Origin of the sequence: Actinomadura sp. K4S16 (assembly GCF_008327685.1) — a bacterium.
In the GTDB taxonomy this organism is placed as follows: Bacteria; Actinomycetota; Actinomycetes; order Streptosporangiales; family Streptosporangiaceae; genus Spirillospora.
This window is the reverse complement of record NZ_BDDE01000028.1, coordinates 1-19,576: the sequence shown is the minus strand read 5'-3', so window position 1 is coordinate 19,576 and position 19,576 is coordinate 1. Positions and strand designations below refer to the sequence as shown.

Annotated in this window: 14 protein-coding genes; 7 read left to right on the top strand and 7 right to left on the bottom strand. The window is 64.6% G+C overall.

Annotated features, from left to right (window positions below; translation table 11 throughout):
* Nucleotides 1-210 precede the first annotated feature (210 nt).
* Nucleotides 211-615: a helix-turn-helix transcriptional regulator gene (locus K4S16_RS39520; protein WP_149264237.1), complete on the top strand. Its 405-nt coding sequence runs from the start codon at nucleotides 211-213 to the stop codon at nucleotides 613-615.
* Between the two features lie 66 nt (nucleotides 616-681).
* The gene (locus tag K4S16_RS39515) at nucleotides 682-1,449 is read left to right on the top strand and encodes an SAM-dependent methyltransferase (protein ID WP_149264236.1); all 768 of its coding nucleotides are present in this window, start codon (nucleotides 682-684) and stop codon (nucleotides 1,447-1,449) included.
* A gap of 6 nt (nucleotides 1,450-1,455) precedes the next feature.
* Here K4S16_RS39515 and K4S16_RS39510 read toward each other — a convergent pair whose 3' ends face one another.
* Nucleotides 1,456-1,653: a DUF397 domain-containing protein gene (locus K4S16_RS39510; protein WP_149264235.1), complete on the bottom strand. Its 198-nt coding sequence runs from the start codon at nucleotides 1,651-1,653 to the stop codon at nucleotides 1,456-1,458.
* Nucleotides 1,650-2,510, bottom strand: a complete 861-nt coding sequence (locus K4S16_RS39505; RefSeq protein ID WP_149264234.1) for a helix-turn-helix transcriptional regulator — start codon at nucleotides 2,508-2,510, stop codon at nucleotides 1,650-1,652. The genes K4S16_RS39510 and K4S16_RS39505 overlap by 4 nt, the downstream gene beginning before the upstream one ends.
* Before the next feature lie 156 nt (nucleotides 2,511-2,666).
* On the opposite strand from K4S16_RS39505, the gene K4S16_RS39500 reads away from it, so the two are divergent.
* Both K4S16_RS39500 and K4S16_RS39495 read left to right on the top strand, forming a co-directional pair.
* Nucleotides 2,667-3,719: a hypothetical protein gene (locus K4S16_RS39500; protein ID WP_149264233.1), complete on the top strand. Its 1,053-nt coding sequence runs from the start codon at nucleotides 2,667-2,669 to the stop codon at nucleotides 3,717-3,719.
* A gap of 101 nt (nucleotides 3,720-3,820) precedes the next feature.
* Nucleotides 3,821-5,470, top strand: a complete 1,650-nt coding sequence (locus K4S16_RS39495; protein WP_149264232.1) for a site-specific integrase — start codon at nucleotides 3,821-3,823, stop codon at nucleotides 5,468-5,470.
* 159 nt (nucleotides 5,471-5,629) lie between these two features.
* Here the strand turns inward: K4S16_RS39495 and K4S16_RS39490 are convergent, their stop codons facing one another.
* Together K4S16_RS39490 and K4S16_RS44715 are read right to left on the bottom strand one after the other, a co-directional pair.
* Nucleotides 5,630-5,833, bottom strand: a complete 204-nt coding sequence (locus tag K4S16_RS39490; protein WP_149264231.1) for a hypothetical protein — start codon at nucleotides 5,831-5,833, stop codon at nucleotides 5,630-5,632.
* 16 nt (nucleotides 5,834-5,849) lie between these two features.
* Complete coding sequence (locus K4S16_RS44715) at nucleotides 5,850-6,011, bottom strand: hypothetical protein (RefSeq protein WP_160161179.1); 162 nt, start codon at nucleotides 6,009-6,011, stop codon at nucleotides 5,850-5,852.
* 667 nt (nucleotides 6,012-6,678) lie between these two features.
* On the opposite strand from K4S16_RS44715, the gene K4S16_RS39485 reads away from it, so the two are divergent.
* The gene (locus tag K4S16_RS39485; RefSeq protein ID WP_149264230.1) at nucleotides 6,679-6,975 is read left to right on the top strand and encodes a helix-turn-helix transcriptional regulator; all 297 of its coding nucleotides are present in this window, start codon (nucleotides 6,679-6,681) and stop codon (nucleotides 6,973-6,975) included.
* A 110-nt stretch (nucleotides 6,976-7,085) separates the two neighbouring features.
* Here K4S16_RS39485 and K4S16_RS39480 read toward each other — a convergent pair whose 3' ends face one another.
* From K4S16_RS39480 to K4S16_RS39470, 3 genes are read right to left on the bottom strand one after another with little or no spacing between them, the layout of a single operon-like run.
* Nucleotides 7,086-9,872 (bottom strand): ATP-dependent DNA helicase, encoded by a 2,787-nt coding sequence (locus tag K4S16_RS39480; protein ID WP_149264229.1) that lies wholly within the window; start codon nucleotides 9,870-9,872, stop codon nucleotides 7,086-7,088.
* Between the two features lie 47 nt (nucleotides 9,873-9,919).
* The gene (locus K4S16_RS39475) at nucleotides 9,920-12,622 is read right to left on the bottom strand and encodes a site-specific DNA-methyltransferase (RefSeq protein WP_149264228.1); all 2,703 of its coding nucleotides are present in this window, start codon (nucleotides 12,620-12,622) and stop codon (nucleotides 9,920-9,922) included.
* A gap of 2 nt (nucleotides 12,623-12,624) precedes the next feature.
* Nucleotides 12,625-15,738, bottom strand: coding sequence for a BPTD_3080 family restriction endonuclease (locus K4S16_RS39470; protein WP_149264227.1), 3,114 nt, complete (start codon nucleotides 15,736-15,738; stop codon nucleotides 12,625-12,627).
* Nucleotides 15,739-15,932: 194 nt separating this feature from the next.
* On the opposite strand from K4S16_RS39470, the gene K4S16_RS39465 reads away from it, so the two are divergent.
* Complete coding sequence (locus tag K4S16_RS39465; RefSeq protein ID WP_149264226.1) at nucleotides 15,933-16,916, top strand: AAA family ATPase; 984 nt, start codon at nucleotides 15,933-15,935, stop codon at nucleotides 16,914-16,916.
* Nucleotides 16,917-17,091: 175 nt separating this feature from the next.
* Nucleotides 17,092-19,440, top strand: coding sequence for a S8 family peptidase (locus K4S16_RS39460; protein WP_149264225.1), 2,349 nt, complete (start codon nucleotides 17,092-17,094; stop codon nucleotides 19,438-19,440).
* The last annotated feature ends 136 nt before the right edge of the window (nucleotides 19,441-19,576 follow it).

Below are 19,576 nucleotides of genomic sequence, written 5' to 3'. Positions count from 1 at the left end.
AGTAAGTACAAGTAATGACCAGTAGATACCAGTGAGTACGCGCTATGACCTCCCCAGAGTCCAGGCCACGCGCGGACGCACTTCGGTCCCGTTCGGCCCCGTTGGCAACATGTCAATACGCGCCGATACGCGCGGATACGCGCCGTACGTAGACCCCCATCCCCCCGGTCGGGCATCATCAGAGGGCGCCACCACTAGAAGGGCACCCTCTTGGAGACGGCACCACCCCCCGCGGCCCACCTGCGGGCGGGAAAGATCATCAAGGATCGACGCATCGACCTGGACCTGGGCCAGGCAGACCTGAAGGCCGCAGGCGGCCCCAGCGTGAAGGTCCTGAGCGAGCTGGAGAACGGCCGCCGCTGGGGCACCATCCAGCCGCGGACGATCCGTCGACTGGAGAAGGTCCTACAACTGGAGGACGGCACCCTCAGCGCGATCCTCGCGCCCCCCGCCTACCCCGACTTCGTCGGCGACGACCCCGGCCTCCGAGCGATCTGGGACATCCCCGACCTCAGCGAAGAGGAGCGCGAGATAGCCATCCGCAGCCTCACCACCTACCGCGACGCCCTCGCCGAGCAGACACCCCCTGGCCAGGAACACTCCGCGTCCGCCTGAACACGTTGTGTCCGCACCCGGCCACTGATCTATACCTTGATCCACCCGCCATGCGAGCATCCACGCATGGCGAGGCACATTCCAGACAAGGTGAACGTCAACGAACCTTCCCCCGCCCGGGTCTACGACTACTTCCTCGGCGGCAAGGACAACTTCGCCGTAGACCGGCAGCACGCGATGGAGTACCTCTCGCGATGGCCTGACCTGGTCGAGAACGCCCGCCAGAACAGAGCGTGGATGGTCCGGGTCGTGGAGTACCTCGCCAGCCAGGGCGTCGACCAGTTCCTCGACATCGGCTCGGGCCTGCCCACCGCCCCGAACGTCCACCAGGTCGCCCAGCGCTCGATCCCGGACGCCCGCGTCGTCTACGTCGACAACGACCCCATCGTCCTGGCCCACGGCCGCGCGATCCTCGGCGGCGGCTCCCACACCCACTACATCCAGGCGGACGTCCGCGACCCCGAGCCCATCCTCGACGAGGCTGCCGAGCACCTCGACATGGCGCGGCCCATCGGCGTCCTCCTGGCCTCGGTCCTGCACTACGTGGAGCAGGAGCCGGCCACGCTGACCAAGCCCCTGATGCGGCGGCTGGCCCCGGGCTCCTACCTCGCGGTCGCCCACGTCACCGACGAGGACTCGCCGCCCGAGTTCCTCGAGCGCGTCCGCCAGGCGTTCAAAGGTCACTTCTGGCCGCGGCCGATCCCCGTGATCCGCAAGGCGTTCGACGGCCTCGAACTCGTCGACGGCCTGACCGACGTGCAGCGCTGGCGGGCGGACCAACCGGCGGAGATCGGCACCCAGCGCCTGATCGGCGGCGTCGGGCGCAAGCCCTAGCGGACCCTAACGGAGCGCGTCGTACCTCCCGGCCCGCACGTCCGCCAGAAGCGCCGCCCACCCGGCCGCCCCCACGCCCAGCCGCCCGCCCCCCGGGTCGCGCGAGTCGCGGATCAGCATCCCCCCGCCGGACGCCGCCACCTCGACGCACTGCCCGTTGACATCCGACCGCGCACTCTTCCGCCACACGAGATCCGCGCTCATCCCGCACCGCCCCCCAGCTCGTCCGCACGCTTCGCGAGAACGTTCAACGTATCGGCACTCGACGCCGAGACCGCGATCAACCGCTGGAAGTCGAGCATGAAGGACGCCACCTCATCGGCCGTCTCGACCCAGAGGCCGCCCCCCGGCGTCTCGCAGTAGACGACCTCTGGATCGAGATCGTGCTCGAACCGCAGCACCGCGAAGGGCCCCGACGCCGGGACCGCCCCGATGTCCAGCGGCACGACCTGCAGGGTGACGTTCTCCAGCCGCCCCACCTCCAGCAGGTGCTCCACCTGCCGGAGCATGACGGCGGGCCCGCCGACGCAGCGAGCCAACGCCTCCTGCGGCAGGATCGCCCACAGCCTCAGCCCTTCGGACAGCCGCCGCTGCCGCTGCTGCCTCAGCTCCACCCGCGCCCTGATCTGCTCCTCGCTCAGACCCGCCCCTCGCGCGGTCATCAGGGCACGGGAATAGTCCGGTGTCTGGAGCAGGCCGGGGAGCGTCGACGGCTCGTAGTTCCAGACACCGGTGGCCTCCGCTTCCAGCCCGACGTAGGTCGCGTACCCGGTGGGCATGCTGTCCGAGTAGCCGTGCCACCAGCCCCTCACCCGGGCCTGCCGGACGAGATCGAGGATCTTCTCCCGCTCATCGCCGACCACGCCGTAGAGGTCCAGTAGCTTGCCGACCTCGCCGAGCTGCGGCTTCGACATCTGGCCGGCCTCCAGCCGGGTCAGCTTCGTGACCGACCAGCCGAGCTCCCGCGTCACGTCCGAAGCCGTGCGTTCCCGCTCGTCCCTCAGATCCCGGAGCACACGCGCGAGCCTGCGCTGCCGGACGGTCGGACTGTAGTCGGTCACGGGCCTCGGGCCCCTCTCGTTTCAGCGGCACTCCTGACACACAGAATACGCATCTTGCGTATTCCGTGGTTCAGGGGCCATTATCGACAGCTATCACCGAAAGTGACCGCAAGGCGACCGGGTGCAGACACCCGCGCCGGCATCACGATCTCAACCATGGGGGGCCGCGCCGTGAACAGGGCCATCGCAGACCGCCGGATCGAGGTCCTCAAGGAGACGCTCGACGAGCGCGACCAGGAGATCTCCCGCCTCCGTCTCCTCGTGAGGACCCTGTCCGGACGCCCGCAGGCGGACATCCCCCCACCCGAAGACTTCACCGCCGCCCTCCGGTCCGCCATGTCCACGACCAGCCCCGTCCGCGAGCGCGCCGCATGGCTCACCGTCTCCTCGGACCAACCGCCCGCGCTGTGCATCCTCCAGGGCGGCAAGCCCGACCAGGCCGCGGAGACCGCCATCTACCAGTGGCTCACCGCCCGCACCACCCAGGCCTCCGACGACCGCCGCCCCACCGTCTTCCGCAGCGAGGACCTCCCGCCCCGCCTCCTCGGCGTCGTGTTCAGCACGGACGCCGTGATCTCCTCGAACCTCAAGGGCATGCGGGCCCGCCACGTGCGAGACCTGGCCCGCCGCTCCTACCGGTCACGCCACCGCGGCACCACGATCTGGAGCCTGCTCGCCGGGATGCTGCTCCTCGCGATCCGCGAGGCCGAGATCGCCCTGCCGAGCGCCCTCGTCCCCGCCGCCGCCGTCACCAGCACAGCCGCCGTCACCGCCTCAGCCGCGACCGTCATCGCCCTGCACCCCTCGCAGGCCGCCCACCCGACACAGGACCCGCCGAGCACCACCGCCATGAGCGCACCCACCAGCCATGCACCCGACCCGAAGGCCACCTCCCGCAGCTCCACCCCCAAGCCGTCCCCCACCAGGACCCGGACGCCGCACCCCGCCCGGACAGCCCCCGCCACCACGAAGCCGCCCACCGCCAGCACCACACCACCGACGGCGAGCCCCGCCCAACCGGACCCGGCGAGCACCACCCCGACGCCACCCGCCCAGCCCACGCCTCCCACCACACCGACCCCCGCCCCCACCACCGGGCCGGCACCCGCAACCGTCCAGCGGGCCGACGCCACAGACCAACCGGACAGCGGCAGCACGGAGAAGCCGCCCAGGACGTCCCGGCGTCCCCCCGGACATCCCGAGCCTTGAGCATTCGCCACCCCCAGGGCATGCCCACCGGCCAACATGCTGGAGAAACCAGGGCGCGCACGCGCCCTCCCACCTCCTGACCTCGCAAGGAGCCACCCCCCATGGCGTACGCCGAGAAGCGCGGACCGACCTGGCGCAGCCGCTACAAGAGACCCGACGGCACCTGGGCCTCAGCGACGACCGACGACTCGGGAAGACCGTTCGAACGGAAGCAAGACGCGCTCCAATACGGGAACGACAAGGAGGCCGAGATCCGCCGGGCCGGGCCGGCATGGTTCGACCCGGCCCGAGGGGAGATCACCGTCGCCGACTGGTGCGGCCAGTGGCTCCCCGCCCAGGACCTGGAGGACACGACAGAGGGCAGGTACCGCTACCTGATCGACCAGCACATCATCCCCGCCTTCGGCGAGCGCCCCCTGAACAGCCTGCACAGGCGGGAGGAGATCGAGGCCTGGGAGAAGCGCATCCGCAGGACGCCGAAGCTCCAGGGGCGCGGCACCTACTCCCAACGGACGGCATCGGACGCGCGGGACCTGCTCTCCACGATCCTCGGCGATGCCATGGCTGCGGGCTACGCGGGCGTGAACGTCGCGGAGAAGCGCCGCGGCCGCGGCCGCAAGCGGCACCGCAACCAGCGCAGCGCGCGCAGCTCGCAGAAGTCGTGGTTCGATCCGCTCGGCGCCCTCCTCGTCGCCGAGCGGTGCGCGATCATGTCCGGCCGGGACGACGAGTTCATCCACATCGTGACGCTCGCCTGGACCGGGATGCGGTGGGGCGAGGCCCTCGGCCTGGAGAACGAGGACGTCCACCACCTGGACCGCATCGACCTCGACTGGCAGCTCCGGGAGTACCGGGGGCAGTTCCTCAAGGTGCCCCCCAAGGACGACTCGGCCCGCCGCATCGACAAGCCGCCCTTCCTGACCGACCTGCTGTCCCGCCAGATGCAGAACCGCGCCACCGGCACCTGCTCCTGCCGGGACGACTGCGGCGGCAGCGGCCGCTACCTCTTCCTCACGGCCGGGAGGGTGACGAACGACGGGCACCAGTTCGCCCCCCCCGCGCACCACAGCCGCTCGAACTTCGGGACCTGGTACTGGCACCCGGCCATCGACGGCGTGTACCCGGAGGAGGGAGGGAAGGACCCGCGCCCCGCAAGGCCCGTCCTCGTCGACGCGAACACGGGCCGTCCACTGCGCCCGGCCTGGCCGTACGCGCAGGGCCCGGAGTGGAGCCCCCCGCGCGGCCGCGGCCTCACCCGCCACGACGCCCCGGATGCGCTCGCGGTGTCCTGCCCAAAGAAGACGTGCCTCGCCCCAACCGGAACACCCTGCACCTCACGGAGCGGCGCGGCCACGGTCCCGCACACGCCCCGTGTGGACCGGGCATCGGTCACGGAGGGAGCGGAAGGGCCGGCCCTCGCGTCGTGGCTGCCGCTCAGGACCGGACTGACCCCGCACCGCTGCCGCCACGCGCACGAGGTCTGGATGCAGGAGGACCGCATCCCGGACGTCCTCCGCCACGAGCGCATGGGACACGTCATGCAAGGGATCAAGGCCGTCTACAGCCACGTCTCACCGCTCATGCGGTCCGAGCTCCGCGACGCCCTACAGAAGCGCTGGGAGACCGCCCTCGCGCAGCGGGCCGACCTCGACCGAGCGGCAGGACGAGACCCGCACTCGCCGGTCGCCGTCCTCGACGAGCTGCTCCAGGCCGGCCAGCGCAAGCCGCGGCTGCGCACCGCCACCGCCTGATCCTCCAGGCCACGCCCGAGCAGGGGCCTCGTACCTGCGACTGGTAACTGGGCCTTCCTCGCCGCCCGGACCGTCACGCCCCGAGCGGGGGCTACGTACCCGCACCACCAGACGCAGAGAGCGCCCCCGGTACGGGAGCGCTCTCTTTCGCGTTCAGGGTCAGGGGCCGGGCGCGGGCTCGATCGTCGCGAGGAGCCGGTGCGCCTTCCCGGCCAGCTCCCGCGCACGGGCGGGGGAGGTGCGGGGGTCGTCGGCCTCGGCGTACAGGCCGTCGACCTTGCTCCGGACGGCGTCGGCGTGGCTGCCCGCGCAGCAGTCGTCGTCGCAGTCGATGTCGTGGACCTTCGCGTTGGTGCGGGCCATGTCTCCTCCTCGGTGGTCAGTCGTCCAGGACCTGCTCGGGCCAGACGCACAGGTGTGCGTCGTCCGTGTCGACGGCGTAGGAGCCGTCGTTCAGCTTCCGCCGGATGACGCCCTCCCGGATCCTGTCCTCGCCCTTGAGGCGGAACCTGATCCAGCCGCCGGTCTCGCGCTCGCTCATGCGTCCCTCCCAACTCGCCTACTGTCCCTTATTTTGGCATGAATTAGGGATAGTTGTCAAACGGCAAACGTTGCCGCCGCCCACTCCCGGCGGCCGGGACGGGCCGGGCGACCTGCACCGATTCGCCCGACCGGTGGGAGACGGGCGGGAGATGATCTAGGTATTGGTGTGTGTCGCCACGCATCAGCGTGTGTCCACGTGTGCTGGTCATGACCTGTCGTGACGTGTACCTACCTGTCGTCACGCGTACCCGCAGGTCATATAGGCTCCGGTTCGGAACTCCAACGCACAGGGACAGACTTCGGGACGAAGAGGTCGTGGGTTCAAATCCCGCCACCCCGACACAAAGGTGCAGGTCAGAGGCCGGTTCTCCCTCACGGAGACCGGCCTCAAGATCTTTTGTCCGCCATCCGTCCGCGAACCCAGCCCCACACGGACCGTCCCTCACCAACACACGGGCGTACCATGTGCCGCCACAGATGGATCACGAGTCCCACCCCTGCGATCTCCGGCCTCGGTGGCGCCGCACTTCGAAGAAGTGGCAGCCGTTGGAACGACTCACTGCCGCCAATCTCCAGATTCAGGCACGCTAGCGACTCTTCACAAAATATAGTTACTTCACAGCTTGAACCTCCCGACCAAGCGTCGACTCTCTAGGAGAAATCGGATGATCCTTGATGGTGATGACGTCTACCAGCGCCGAGTAGCGCTTCGCAAGACTCAAAATCAGCTGGCCCGGGCCATAGGGGTCTCCGCTGGACATATTTCTCAGCTTGAGAACAACAACGCTCAACTCGGCAGGGATACAGCGGTACGACTAGAGACAGCACTTCTCACCTGGGAGGACGCTATCCCGAGCAAGAACAAGGCACTTGGATACATCGTTGAAAAACTATGCGATATGAACGATCAGCAAGTGGCAGAGGTTCTTGTCTTCGTGAAGGCACTGCGCTACTTCGACTGATGGCGACTTGAGAGATCTCTTCAGCCGTGCCCGTGCCCGCGCCACAGGCACGGCTGAAGCCTCCCCGCACGGTAAGGCCAGGGAAAGCCAATGGCTGGCGGGGGTGTGGGTCAGGGCGCGTCTCTGCAGATTCCGACGAGATCGCAGCGCTCACAGGCGACGCACCAAGACGAGCGGCGCGGGAGTCGGTTCTTGCGAAGGTCGTCCCCCGCGCCCTGGATCCGCTGGCGGATGTCACCGATGAGCACACTATTGACGACTTCCCGCTTACTGTCCGCGCTGTCATCAAGGTTCAGCACCTCAACGAGATCGGCCTGCTCTCCGGTGAGCTCCTGGTAGCCGGCAGCGTAGACGTGCAGTTGGTCCCGCGTGATGTCCTCGGTCTGCGCCCGGCGGGTGGACTTGAAGTCAACGATCGACACCTCGTCAGTGTCGAGCCGCCGAATCAGGTCGATCCGGCCGTCGACCGTCACACCTGGCGCAACGTAGACGCGGATCGGCTGCTCGGAGTAGAGCGTCTTGTCCATCTGGTCGCGGTTCTCGCGCAGATAGCGCCGCACGGCGTTGACCGAAGCCCGTCTGAGTTGTCCGAGCAACTCCGTGTTGGCGAACGGGGCGTGCAGGTGGCGATCGACAATCTCCTCGATCTCGTCGTCACCGACGATGTCGTGATCGATCGCCCGCTTGTGGATCTCGGCCATCATGTCATGCAGGGACTTCCCGTAGCCGAGCTCTTCGCGGATCGGGACGTCGAAGCCGTACAGGAAACGGAGCTTGAACTGGTAGGGGCACTCGAAGAGGTACTTCAACTCGCTGAACGTGAGCGTGACCTCGGGGATCGCGTGTCTGGCACGCGGCACCACACGTCTTGGCGGCAGCGGAGCCTCGGCGGTGAGCACGTACTGGTTGCGGGTGGTGAAGTTGAAAAAATCCGAGCGCTGGCGGTAAAGCTGATTGTCGCCGGGCGAGAACGTGACGGCCAGGTACTTTTGGGCGCGGGTCACCGCAACGTAGAAGAGACGAATCTCGTCCGCCTCGGTACCTCGGTAGCGATCGGCGTCCGCGACGGCCTTTGACGGGATGACGTGAAAGGCGTTCAGTCCACCCTGCCGCTTGCCCGGGAAGCGGTTCCGGCGCATCGCGGGGACGAAGACCGCTGGCCACTGCATGCCTTTTGCCTGATGAACTGTGGCGATGGTGACGGCGTCAGGGGTCGCGTAGCCGACGTCGGCGTCGCTCTCCGCGTAGTAGTCGGGGGCCTGATGGGTCAGCCAGGACACGAACCCCTCGTAAAGATCGGGGAAGGAGCTACGGTAGTTGATCTGCTCGTAGGCCGTGATGACCTTGCTGAACTTACCGAGGTTGTAGAAGGCCAGTTCGCCGCGCGTGGGATCCCCGGGAACACGCTCCTCACGCGCCCGGACTGCGGTGAGGAAGTCGAGGTAGATCTGCTGGAGAGTGAAGGTCTGCTTCCGGTGACGGCTCAGATCCAACTCGCGAGCGCGGTCGAGGATGTCAAGACCCTTCTGAAGGTCCGCGGCGTCCAAGCCGAGAGCCGCAGTGTGCCAGGCGTCAAAAACGTCCTTCTCGGTGACGACCACCGAGTTGCGGCCCTTCGTCTTGCCGATGACGTACTCGAAGAGTCGGACGCATGCCTGAACTTCGGGTGCCTCGAAGAGCCGGGTGAGGCCCTTGATGACGTAGGGGATGTCGCGGCGCTTGAGCTCCTCGACGAGCGGGCCAGCATCCTTGCTGACGCTGCGAAAGAGCACCGCTGCATCGGACCAAGACAAGCCTCGCGGCTCCGCGGTAGGGGTATCCCGGAACGGCAGGCCACACAGCGCTTCAATCCGATCGCATATCCAATGAGCTTCGGCTGCGGAGTCATCGAACGCCAGGGCGAGCAGGTCGCCCCGGTCAAAGTCCTGGTGGCCAGCGGCGACCATCTTCTTGTCCAGACGCTGACCGACGTTCAGCTCGGCGACGGAGCGGCCAAGAGACACGACCCCGCGGCTGGATCGGAAGTTGTGGTCGAGCGTGACGGTCTGGACGCCCGGGTATCGATCGGCGAAGGTGAGGATGCCGGAGACCGAGCTGCCGCGCCACTGGTAGATCGTCTGATCATCATCGCCGACGACGCAGAGGTTCGCGCCGAATCGCGTCAACCCCCGGATGAGCTTTTCCTGGATGGGGTTGGTGTCCTGGTACTCGTCCACGATCAAGTAGCGGATGTCCTTCTGTACGTGACGGACCAGCGCACCCGCCATGGCGTCGTCCTCATTCTCGTTGAGCAGATCAACGATCGTGCGGAGCTGCTCGGTGTAGTCGAAGTAACTCTTGTCGTGCAGCAGCCGCCGGTAGCTGAGCAGGTTCTCCCGAAGGTCCTCTGGGAGTAGCTCCTCGTTGACGTCGTCCTCCCGCAGGATGTTGAGCACCTGCATGTAGCGGGCGGAGTCCACGTAGCGCTTCAGCGGGCGAGGCGGCTTGCTAGATATGTAAGCGAGCGTCTTCGTGAGACCGCTTTTGCTGCTGTTCCGGTCGATGAGCAGACGATTCTGGATGTCGTCGAGCACTCCGTACTTGAACGTCTCTGGGACGTGCTGTTGCATCACGTCGAGTGCATAAGCGTGCATGGTGCCGATGAACATGTCCGCAAGGCCCGACAGGAAGCCCAGCTCGGCGGTGACCAGCTCGGTCACCCGCTCTTTGAGCTCGGCGGCTGCCTTGTTGGTGAACGTGAACGCCACTACGTTCTTCGGCTCCACGTCGGGGCGCCGCAAGATCTCCACGATCCGCTGCGCAAGAACCTGCGTCTTACCCGAACCTGCGCACGCGACGATGAGAAGGTGGTCATCAAGCGTGGCGATCGCCGTCTGCTGAGCTTCTGTGTACCTCACGTGGCCATCATGACAACCGCCACTGACAATCACGTGGCGTAGATCACCTAGAGGTCGTAGACCTGAAGCACTTCATCGCCGTAGTGATTGATGACCTTGATAGCGATCTTTCCGGTCTCGGGCCGGGGGAAGGGGTCGGACTTGGTCGTGTAGAGGGTCGCCCAGGCCTCCTCGTCGATCTCGGCCTTCAGGGAACGCTTCAAACGGGCATATGGGTCGTGGCCACCGGTGAAGTAGCAGCGGCGGACGAAGAACGACTCGCCGTCGTAGTCGGTGTCGATCATCCAAAGGGCAATCTCGCCTGTGCCACTGGAGCGGATCTCGCCCCGTGTCGGGTCATAGACGTCAATACCGCGGATCTCGACCGTCACGCCCTCATCACCCTGTTGGATGTCCACGTCCGGCTCGCCGAAGACCATGAAGAGGTTGCCGGAACCGGTCTTCTTCAAGACGTCCGCCATCACCAAGTCGGAGTTCATTCGCACCAACATGATCGGAAGCCGACCAAACTTGCGCTCCTCCTGGACGGAGGCGAAGTCTTCCGAGGAGGGCTTGAACTCCTCCGTTGTCTTGATGGCCTGTGGGTCGAAGGCGAACGCACAGATAATGAGGAGGTCGAAGCCCATACCACGAATGGCATCACGGGCGGCGCGACGGATCCACTCTGGGTCGACGGAGCCGTACTGCGGCCCAATGCTCACACCGATGCGTTGCGGGGTCCCTTCCTGACCGTTCTTGCGAATCCCCTGAGCATGGATGAGTTCCCCGGCATAGGGGGCTAGGGATTCGAACTCCAGACGCTCCTTCTTACGACCGTTCTGCACCCCGGCCTTGGCAAGGCTCTCCAGGATAGAGCCTTCGAAGCTGGAGGCATCTTCTTCAGCCGCGGCCCTCTCTGTTTCAGTGACAGCCTGGACCGTAGGTGCGATCGTCTTGTGAGGGGCGAGGCTCTCGACCGTGAAAGGACCCGCGACCCGGATCTTTCTCTTGTCCTCGTAGGGCTGGTCAAAGAGCAGCTCATACTCGGCGTGCCGCTTAATCGCAGCATCGATCTCCGCTCGCGACATTCCTTCCTTGATGTCCGGGTTGTTCGCGATCGCCTTAAGTCCGATGTGCGATACCCGCCTGTAGACAAAGCCCTTGTGGACGTCACCGCGATGAATATTCGTGAACAACGCCTTGTTGGTCAGCCTAGCTTCCTGCTCCTGACCTTCCTTGGTGTCTGCAAGCAAATAATAGGGATACTGAGCGCCCATGATCCGCTGTCGAGCAAGCGCAAGGGCCACCCGCGAAGTGTCGATGGTGATCCACCTACGACCCCACTGTTCTGCAACAAATGCAGTACTTCCCGAGCCACATGTAGGATCGAGAACTATGTCTCCGGGATCCGTCGCCATCAACATGCAACGCTGGATGACCGGAAGAGCAGTTTGGACTACGTACGCCTTTTCTCCGCCGAATTGATTTTGCCCAAGAGTATCCGTCCAAACATTCCCAAGCGGCATGGCTGGAAAGTCATCCAGATATCTCAAATAAGAAAGTTTAGCCCCTCTTTTTCCGGGCTCCAGAACGCGTCCTGCCAACAAAAGGCGAGCCATCCCAGATTTGTTGGTCTTCCACCTTGCTTTCAATCCAGGATCATACGACTTACCTTTCAGCTCGACCCGGAACCACGAAGCTGCCCCTTCTCCCTTCTCGCGTCCAGCGCTTTGGCTCGTTAGATTATCAGAAGCAAAGATTCTGCTCCCAGCGGGAAGAGTGCTATTGTCGTTAATCTCAGCCTTGGATAGGGGCCTACGCACTCCATCAGGAAGCTCCACCTGCGTATATCCCGACCCCCCAGCACCACCCGTTTTCTTGCCAGAGTAAAGCTGTCGAAATTTCATAGCCGAACGATCGCGTGCATACCAGATCACATAATCGGCAATACCGCCAAATTCACTGGTCGACGAGCTCGTTTTTAGGAAGGTTATTTGCGAAACACAGTTCTCCCTGCCGAATATTTCATCCAACAAGGTTCTTACAACGTGAACGTTCTCATCCCCGATCTGAACGAACAAACTTCCAGACTCCGTCAGTAGGTCCCGTGCCACAACGAGCCGATCTCGCAGATAGGCTAGGTAAGAGCTGATGCCGTGCTCCCATGTATCCCGGAACGCCTTGATCTGCTCGACCTCGCGCGTGACGTCCTCGGCCTTCCCATCCTTGACATCGCGCTTGCCGGTGGAGCTTTGAAAGTTGGATCCAAATTTGATCCCGTACGGTGGGTCGATGTAAATCATCTGGACCTTGCCGCGAAGGTTTTCCTTCTCCGCCAGCGATCCCATTACCTGAAGCGAATCTCCGAGGATCATCCGATTGGACCAGTTGGCCTCATGCTTGTAGAACTCGATGAGGTCGGTGCCCTCCAGCCCGTCGAACTCATCGAACAGCGCGAGTTCCGGCCCTTCCTGGGGCTGGGTCGCAGCTGCGGTGCGGCGTAGATTCTCGATCAGGACCCGCGGGTCGATCTTCTCCTGAATGTATATGGGCGGCGCGTTGACGATCAGGTCTTCGGCATCCTGCTCGTCCTTGCCCTTCCAGACCAGTTGCGGGTCTAGATCAGGGTTGCGCGGGTAGCGCAGCCGGGCTGGCTTGGCGTCCTGCTCGTCCAGGAAATCGTGGGCGTCTGCAGTGGGGATGTTGACCCGCTTGTCGTCGTGCTGCAATGCCTCGACTGGCACCGGCCCAGCCTTCTTCCTCTGCGGCATCCCTACGCTCCCTTGCCCGTGATAATCGTGCCGGACTCGTTGTCCATGTGGTCGATGCCCCAGTCAGGCCCGACCTGAGCGCTCGTCCCCATGCGGGTGTACAGGTCATCGATTGCGGCCTGAAGCTCGCTTTGGAATTTTGCAGGGTCGCGGAGCTCGACATAGCCCCAGCGCCCGTGGCCTCCGTGGTTATTGACCGCCGGCACCCACTGGCGTCTGGCGGTCACTGCTTTCTCCCGCGTGGCCTCAGCGGGCTTGTGCCCACCGGAGACCTCCACGATCAATGTGTAAGTGAGGTCATCGCCCGGCTCCGGAGGTGCGAGCCGCACGAGGAAGTCCGGAAGATACTGCCGGTTCCGCCCTTTGATCGTGTATGGGATGCTGAAGCCAAGGTGGTCGTTCTTAACATAGGCGGCAACTTGCGGGTGGGACTCGAGGATCTGTGCCACCTTTTCCTCCCAGGTGTTGCCATGCGGCCCGTCGAGTACAACGAAGTTGACATGGCACTTCTCCTCTGCTGTTGGATACACGGCCTTGGTCGTGGAGAAGTCGACATCGGCAGTGCTACCAAGCCGCTCGAACGGCCGGAAGATTGGCAGTGCCCGAGGCTGCCGGTCGCCCTCCATGACCGAGATCGAGTCCCTGATGCGGCGAGCGGCCTCGTCTGCGAATTGTGCGATGTGCAGCAGACCGACGAAGCCATCGTTCACGTAGGTGACGCATTCGGCGAGCCACTGCTTGGTTATGTCCAGGATCTGGGGGAAAAGCCACGGACGTGTGTCCCCTGAGTCGCGGTCGGTGTAGTACTGCCCCAACACCAGGCGCGCGAGGTCGTAGGCGATCGTCTGCTCGCGCTTGCTCTGGAGCTCCGCCAGTAGGTCGGTACCGCCAGTGCCGGCAACCCCCGCTGTGAGGGTCACCAGGGGGATCACGTCGCGGTCGACGGTCAGCCTGCTCTCCGGCGTGAACCCGGCCATGAGCGGCGAGTCGGGCAGCTCAATCCGGTACCCGACCAAGTGCGGATAGGTGATCTCCGCGTGCGCCCGGTCCATGGCGGCGTGCACGCGCCGCGTCGGCTTAAGCTTGACGTCCTTCGTCTGTCCGACTGTGGGGATGAACTGGAACGGCACGCCGTACACGTCGGCGTACTCGGGGGCGAACATACCATTCTCGTCCACCGCGTAGGAGCGGCGTCGCAGGCCGCGCCCAACGACCTGTTCCGCTAGCAGCTGGGTGCCGAAGGCCCGGACGCCAAGGATGTGGGTGACAGTGTTGGCGTCCCAACCTTCGGTGAGCATCGAGACGCTCACCACGCAGCGAACGTGTTCGCCGAGTGCTCCCTTCTTCCCGACGGTGTTCATCACTTCGCGCAGGATTGTCGCGTCTTCGATCTTGTCCGCGGCCCGGCTGAACCGGCGCGCGTACTCCTGTTTGAACTGCTCGATCTCGTGCCCGAGCGCCTTGCGGAACTCTGGGGTGAGTTCACCAGTCTCGAACTGCGCCGAGTCGACCAGGATGGTCGGCGGTCGGTGCGCCCAGTTGTAATGCCCGTCGACGTTGGAGAACAGGTCAAGCTTGCCTCGCACCGCGACGGTCTCACCCTCGCCGATCTCCCGATCCCAGCCACCGATCCAGTCGAACACCATCTTGGACACCGTGGTGTTGTTACAGACCACGATGAACACCGGCGGCGGCTCTCCGTTCTTCGCTCCGTCCGAGCGCTCCCAGTTCGCATACGACTTCTTATAAGAGTCGTACAGGCTGTACAGGGCGCTTTCCAGGACCGACGGCATCTGCTCCGCGGTAACGCCAGAGTCCTTGGCCCGGACCTTCTTCGGCAGTTCGTCTCGAATGTGCGGCCAGAGGTTGAGATACGTGACAGTGTCACTGTTGGCGTCGTCATCGACGGGGACGCGCGGGATCTTGACGATCCCGGCCTCGATGGCATCGATCAGCGAGAAGTCGCTGACCACCCAGGGGAACAGTGTGCTCTCCTGGTAGCCCGAGCCGGCGAGAAAGAAGGGAGTGGCCGACAGGTCGTACACGGTCTTGACGCCGAGCTTCGCCTTGATCGCTTTGAGGCCGCGGAACCAGATGCGGGCGTTATCATTGCGCTCGCCAGCATCCTTGCGATCCTGCCCTGTGAGCTTGCCCGCGGCACCTTCGGCAGGATCGTCGCTGCGGTCCCGGTAGCAGTGGTGAGCCTCGTCATTGAGCACGACGATGTCGGAGGTACCGCCGAGCTCCCCGATGACGCGGTTGACCATCTGCCCGACGCTCTCCCGAAACGGGCTCGGCGCGCCCGCCTTACCGGCGAGCAGTTCCTTCGTCGTCTTGGCAAGGTTCTGGCCCTGCTTGGTCTCGCGACGCTGGAAGGCGTGAAAGTTCGTGATGACGATCTTCGCCTGCCGCAGCGCGGCTTGGAGCTCCGGCGGTACCAGGTCGCGTTGCCGGTAGTAGTTGCCCTCGTCTTGCGGACGCAGGACGCGCAGGCGGTCGCGGATCGTGAGCCCGGGGGCGACGACCAGGAAGCGCTTGGCGAAGCGCTTGTCGTTGGGAGACTGCACCTTGTTGAGGGTCTGCCATGCGATCAGCATCGCCATCACGACGGTCTTGCCGGACCCGGTCGCCATCTTGAGGGCGGCCCGGTTTAGCCCATCGTTGTACTCGGCATTGATCTCCCTGAGCCTGTTCAGGGTGTTGGTGTCGCCGTCCTTCGTCGCAGATTCAGCCAGGTAGATGGCCGTCTCGACGGCTTCCCGCTGACAGAACAAGATCGGGTTGTCCCGGACAGGGTCGCTCCAGAACTCCAGCAGCCGGCGGGTGGTGGGGGTGACATTGGGGTAGCCGGCGGCCCGCCAGCGGTCGACCCGTGACCGGATGGCGTTGACGAAGAAATTGGGCTGAATCTGGTCTGCGGTTAGCCCCAGCTCAGGCAGGTCAAGCTCGGCCTGAGTGCCCCGCTTCCGCGCCCTCGGTACCGGCACGAAGTAGGCGCTGTCGCGGCGCCCGTCCACGACCTCGTTGGTGATCCCGTCGTTGTCGAACTTGAAGTGCCTGGTCGGGGCGAGGTAGGGCGAGTTAATGATCGGGTTCTCGATGACCTTGTCTGCCATCGTCCGCTTCTCCTCACCTCGCCATCACTGATCGGTGACAGCGTAGTCATTTTCATCCCGCAGGTTGGTCGATCCTTGCCCACCGGCAGACCCCCGCCAGTGCTTGCCGACGCTGACCTATGGGTACCCATCGACCGCGATGTGTCCGACGGGTAGATTCGGGGAAGAGAGTCTCAGCGATTCGAAGGGCGGGCATGAGTGCCTCGGCGGACCATCTGAAGGCGCTCGTCCAGGCTCACGCGGCCGGAGACGAGGAGTCCTTCTACGCGGTCACGCTCCAAGTTGCAGCCAAGGCGGCCCGGCAGGGGCACAACCGCCTCGCCTCAGAGCTCCGGGAGATGATCGACGCGGCCCGCGCGGAGCCGCTGTCCAGACTCGGTCCGTCCCCGACCCCGATGATCCGCCCCAAAGGGGAGCTGGCAGACCTAGTCACCGCCGACTATCCAGACGTGCGACTCAGCGAGATGACGCTGAGCAAAAGTGTGCGCGAAGCTCTGGATCAGGTGCTGCACGAGCAGCGGCAGCGCGCGGAACTGGAGAGCCACGGGTTCGAGCCGATCCACCGCGTGTTGTTGACCGGGCCGCCCGGCACTGGAAAGAGTATGAGCGCTGCTGTGCTCGCTCATGAGCTGGGGCTTCCCTTGTTCACCATCCGCCTGGACGGCGTGATCAGCAGGTTCATGGGTGAGACCTCGACCAAGCTGCGCACCGTCTTCGATGCGGCGAAGCAGTCGCGCGCGGTGTACCTCTTCGACGAGTTCGACGCCATCGGGGCAGAGCGGGCAGCCAAGAACGACGTCGGCGAGGCCCGCCGTATGCTCAACTCATTCCTCCTTTTTCTGGACGAATCACCCCCCGAGAGCCTCGTGGTCGCCGCCACGAACCATCCCAACTTGCTTGACCGCGCCCTCTTCCGCCGTTTTGACTCGGTGGTTACCTATGATTTGCCTGGCATGAAGCAAGCGGGCGAGGTAGTACGCGGGAGGCTCATCAACATGAACACCACAGGCGTGGAGTGGGCGGAAGTTGAATCCCACACCGGTGAATTGAGCCATGCCGAGCTGGTGAAGGCTGCCGAGAGCGCCGCCAAGCGGTCCATCCTGGCCGGGCATCAACTGATCACCACGGCCGCGCTGGCCACCGCCTTGGACGAGCGACGCGCCGCTCGTCGTGACTGACCCCACCACGGGTCGGCCCCGTGCTCTCCCCCACATCCTGGTCCCCCGCTCCGGTCAGGACATCGCCTACCGCGGACGGGGCGGTGGTGGCGGTAGACGTCGCACCATCGACGACCGAGTCGGGCACGCGGAGCGCCTCGCCGAGGAGGTGTCTGAGGCACTGGAGCAAGCGAGGGTGCTCACGGAAGACATGCCGACCGAGGCCGCCCCAGAAGGCTTCAGCATTTGTGTGGAAGGCTGGAGCGACGAACCCGGCTATGACCTGGCTCTGACGAGCCTGGGTAGCAACGGGGCCAAGCTGCTCACTGTCTTGCCAGCCGAATCCGGCAAGGCTGAGCGCGCGCTGGTCTGGATGCCGTTCGGCGCCGAAGGAAAATTCCTCCGCAAACTCGAGGGGTTCGCGACAGAAGTGACACCCTCGGGCCGCCCCAAGCACGAGGCCCTGGTCGCCAACATCAAAGAGATCCGGCTAGCGGTCCTACGGGAGTTCTGGCAGGATCCGGGGCCCTTTCCGGCGGATCCGGTAACTCGCTGGTGGGAGGTGTGGTTCGCTGCCTCGCCCGAACAAGAGGACGTCTCCTCTGACTTGAGGACAGCGGTGTCCGCGCTCGAGCTCCGTATGGCGAAGCAGACCCTGGGATTCCCTGACCGGCTAATCGCTCAGATCGAAGCGACTCCGGACCAGCTCAGCAAGCTACTAAGCGCCAACGCTGTCGTCACCGAAGTACACCGCCCACCAGCCGCCGAACTCTTGGATCTTGATTCAGAGACACGTACGGGGCTGATGGATGACCTCGCGGACAGGTTGGTTCCGGCCTCACCGAACGCACCGTTGGTGTGTCTTCTCGACACTGGGATCATGTCGCGCCACCGCCTCCTGCGTGGCTCTGTCGACAAGGAGTTGACCGCGCTGCGGGGGACGACCCCAGCCGACCAGTACCGGCGACACGGACATGGCACACCGATGGCCGGGCTGTCACTCATCGGTGACTTGGCCACCGAGTGTGTCAGCAACAAGCGGGTAGACCTGCGACACCGGCTGGAATCAGTCAAGATCCTCCAAGACTCAGGCGCTCCACAGAACGCTGACCCTCCGTTCTACGGTGTCACGGTGGCTGAGGCCGCAAGCCTCATCGAGGTTGAGAATCCCGGCCGTCGCCGTGTGTTCTCCATGCCAATCACCGATGGAGCGGTCGTCAACGATGGACGTCCCACTTCGTGGTCAGCCGCTCTGGACGCACTGTCGTTCGGTACGGACATCGGCACCTCACCACAGGGCGTCATCCTCCTCGGCGAACCCGATCCCGAAGCTGCCCGGCTGTTCTTCGTCTCAGCCGGCAACGTGGTCGATCAGATCTCCCAAAAGGGCGACTACCTCGATGTGTGCGACACAAGAGCCATCGAGGATCCGGCTCAAGCGTGGAATGTGCTCACTGTGGGAGCCTTCACTCAACTGACCGACATCACCGACCCCCATATGGGGCACCTCACCGCACTCGCTCCAGCTGGAGAGCTGTCACCATATAGCCGCACCTCCCTCACATGGCGTGCCTCCTGGCCGATCAAGCCAGACATCACGCTGGAGGGAGGAAACATGATTGCGGAGAAGTCAGGCAACCGCTACTCGGACCCTTGCCTGCATCTGCTCGCTCCTTCAAGGACCGGTGACCTGACCGACACCAATGCCACCAGCGCCGCGACTGCCCAAGCCGCGCGTCTCGGCGCGCTCGCCCTTGCGCGCTACCCGAAACTCTGGCCGGAGACGGTCCGCGGCTTGTTGGTTCATTCGGCGGAGTGGACCCAGCCAATGCGTGACCGAACTATGGCCCGTCGTATGCTGAAGAGAGAGCGCGTCCGGATGCTCCGGCGCTACGGGTGGGGCGTGCCCACAGAGCAACGCGTGCTTGCAAGTGCGGATAATGCGGTAACGATGATCGTCGAAGACGAGTTTCGGCCCTTCGAGCACCGGCGCGGCGCGATCTCGATGCGCGCTTTGCGCCTACACCAACTGCCTTGGCCACGGGAGCAGCTCCTGGACCTCTTCGATTCCGAGGTCGAGCTCCGAGTGACCCTCTCCTACTTCATCGAGCCAAACCCCTCGAACAAGGGCTGGGTGCGCTACCGCTACCCATCTCACGCCCTGAGATTCGACCTCAAGCTCCCCACCGAAAGCGCCGAGCAGTTCCAGCAACGGGTCGCCCGCGAAGCAGCTCAGGAGGAGAGCGATAACAGCTCACAGACTGCGCGTCGACCAGCCGATAATCGGTGGCTGATTGGCAGGGACGGCCGTAGTCGTGGCTCCCTTCACGCCGACATTTGGACATCGACGGCCGCCGATCTGGCCGACAGCGGATGGCTCGCTGTCGTCCCGGTGGGTGGATGGTGGAAGGACAACAAGCGCACCGATCGGGTTGATGTTCCGGTGCGCTACTCGCTCCTGGTCTCGTTGAAGAGTGCTGAGACCACCGACATCTATACCCCCATCGTTGCCCAAGTTGGGATCGAAACGGCTGTTGAACTCTGACCCTCTCAGCTGCTGATCCGGTTACGGGTCATGATGAGCCCCCGTACAGGGACTGCCCGTAGCTTGGGCAGTCCCTGTCGCGTCAATCCCGAATTGTCGGGTGCTGGCTAGGATCTGTCCACCGTACAGTGAGCCC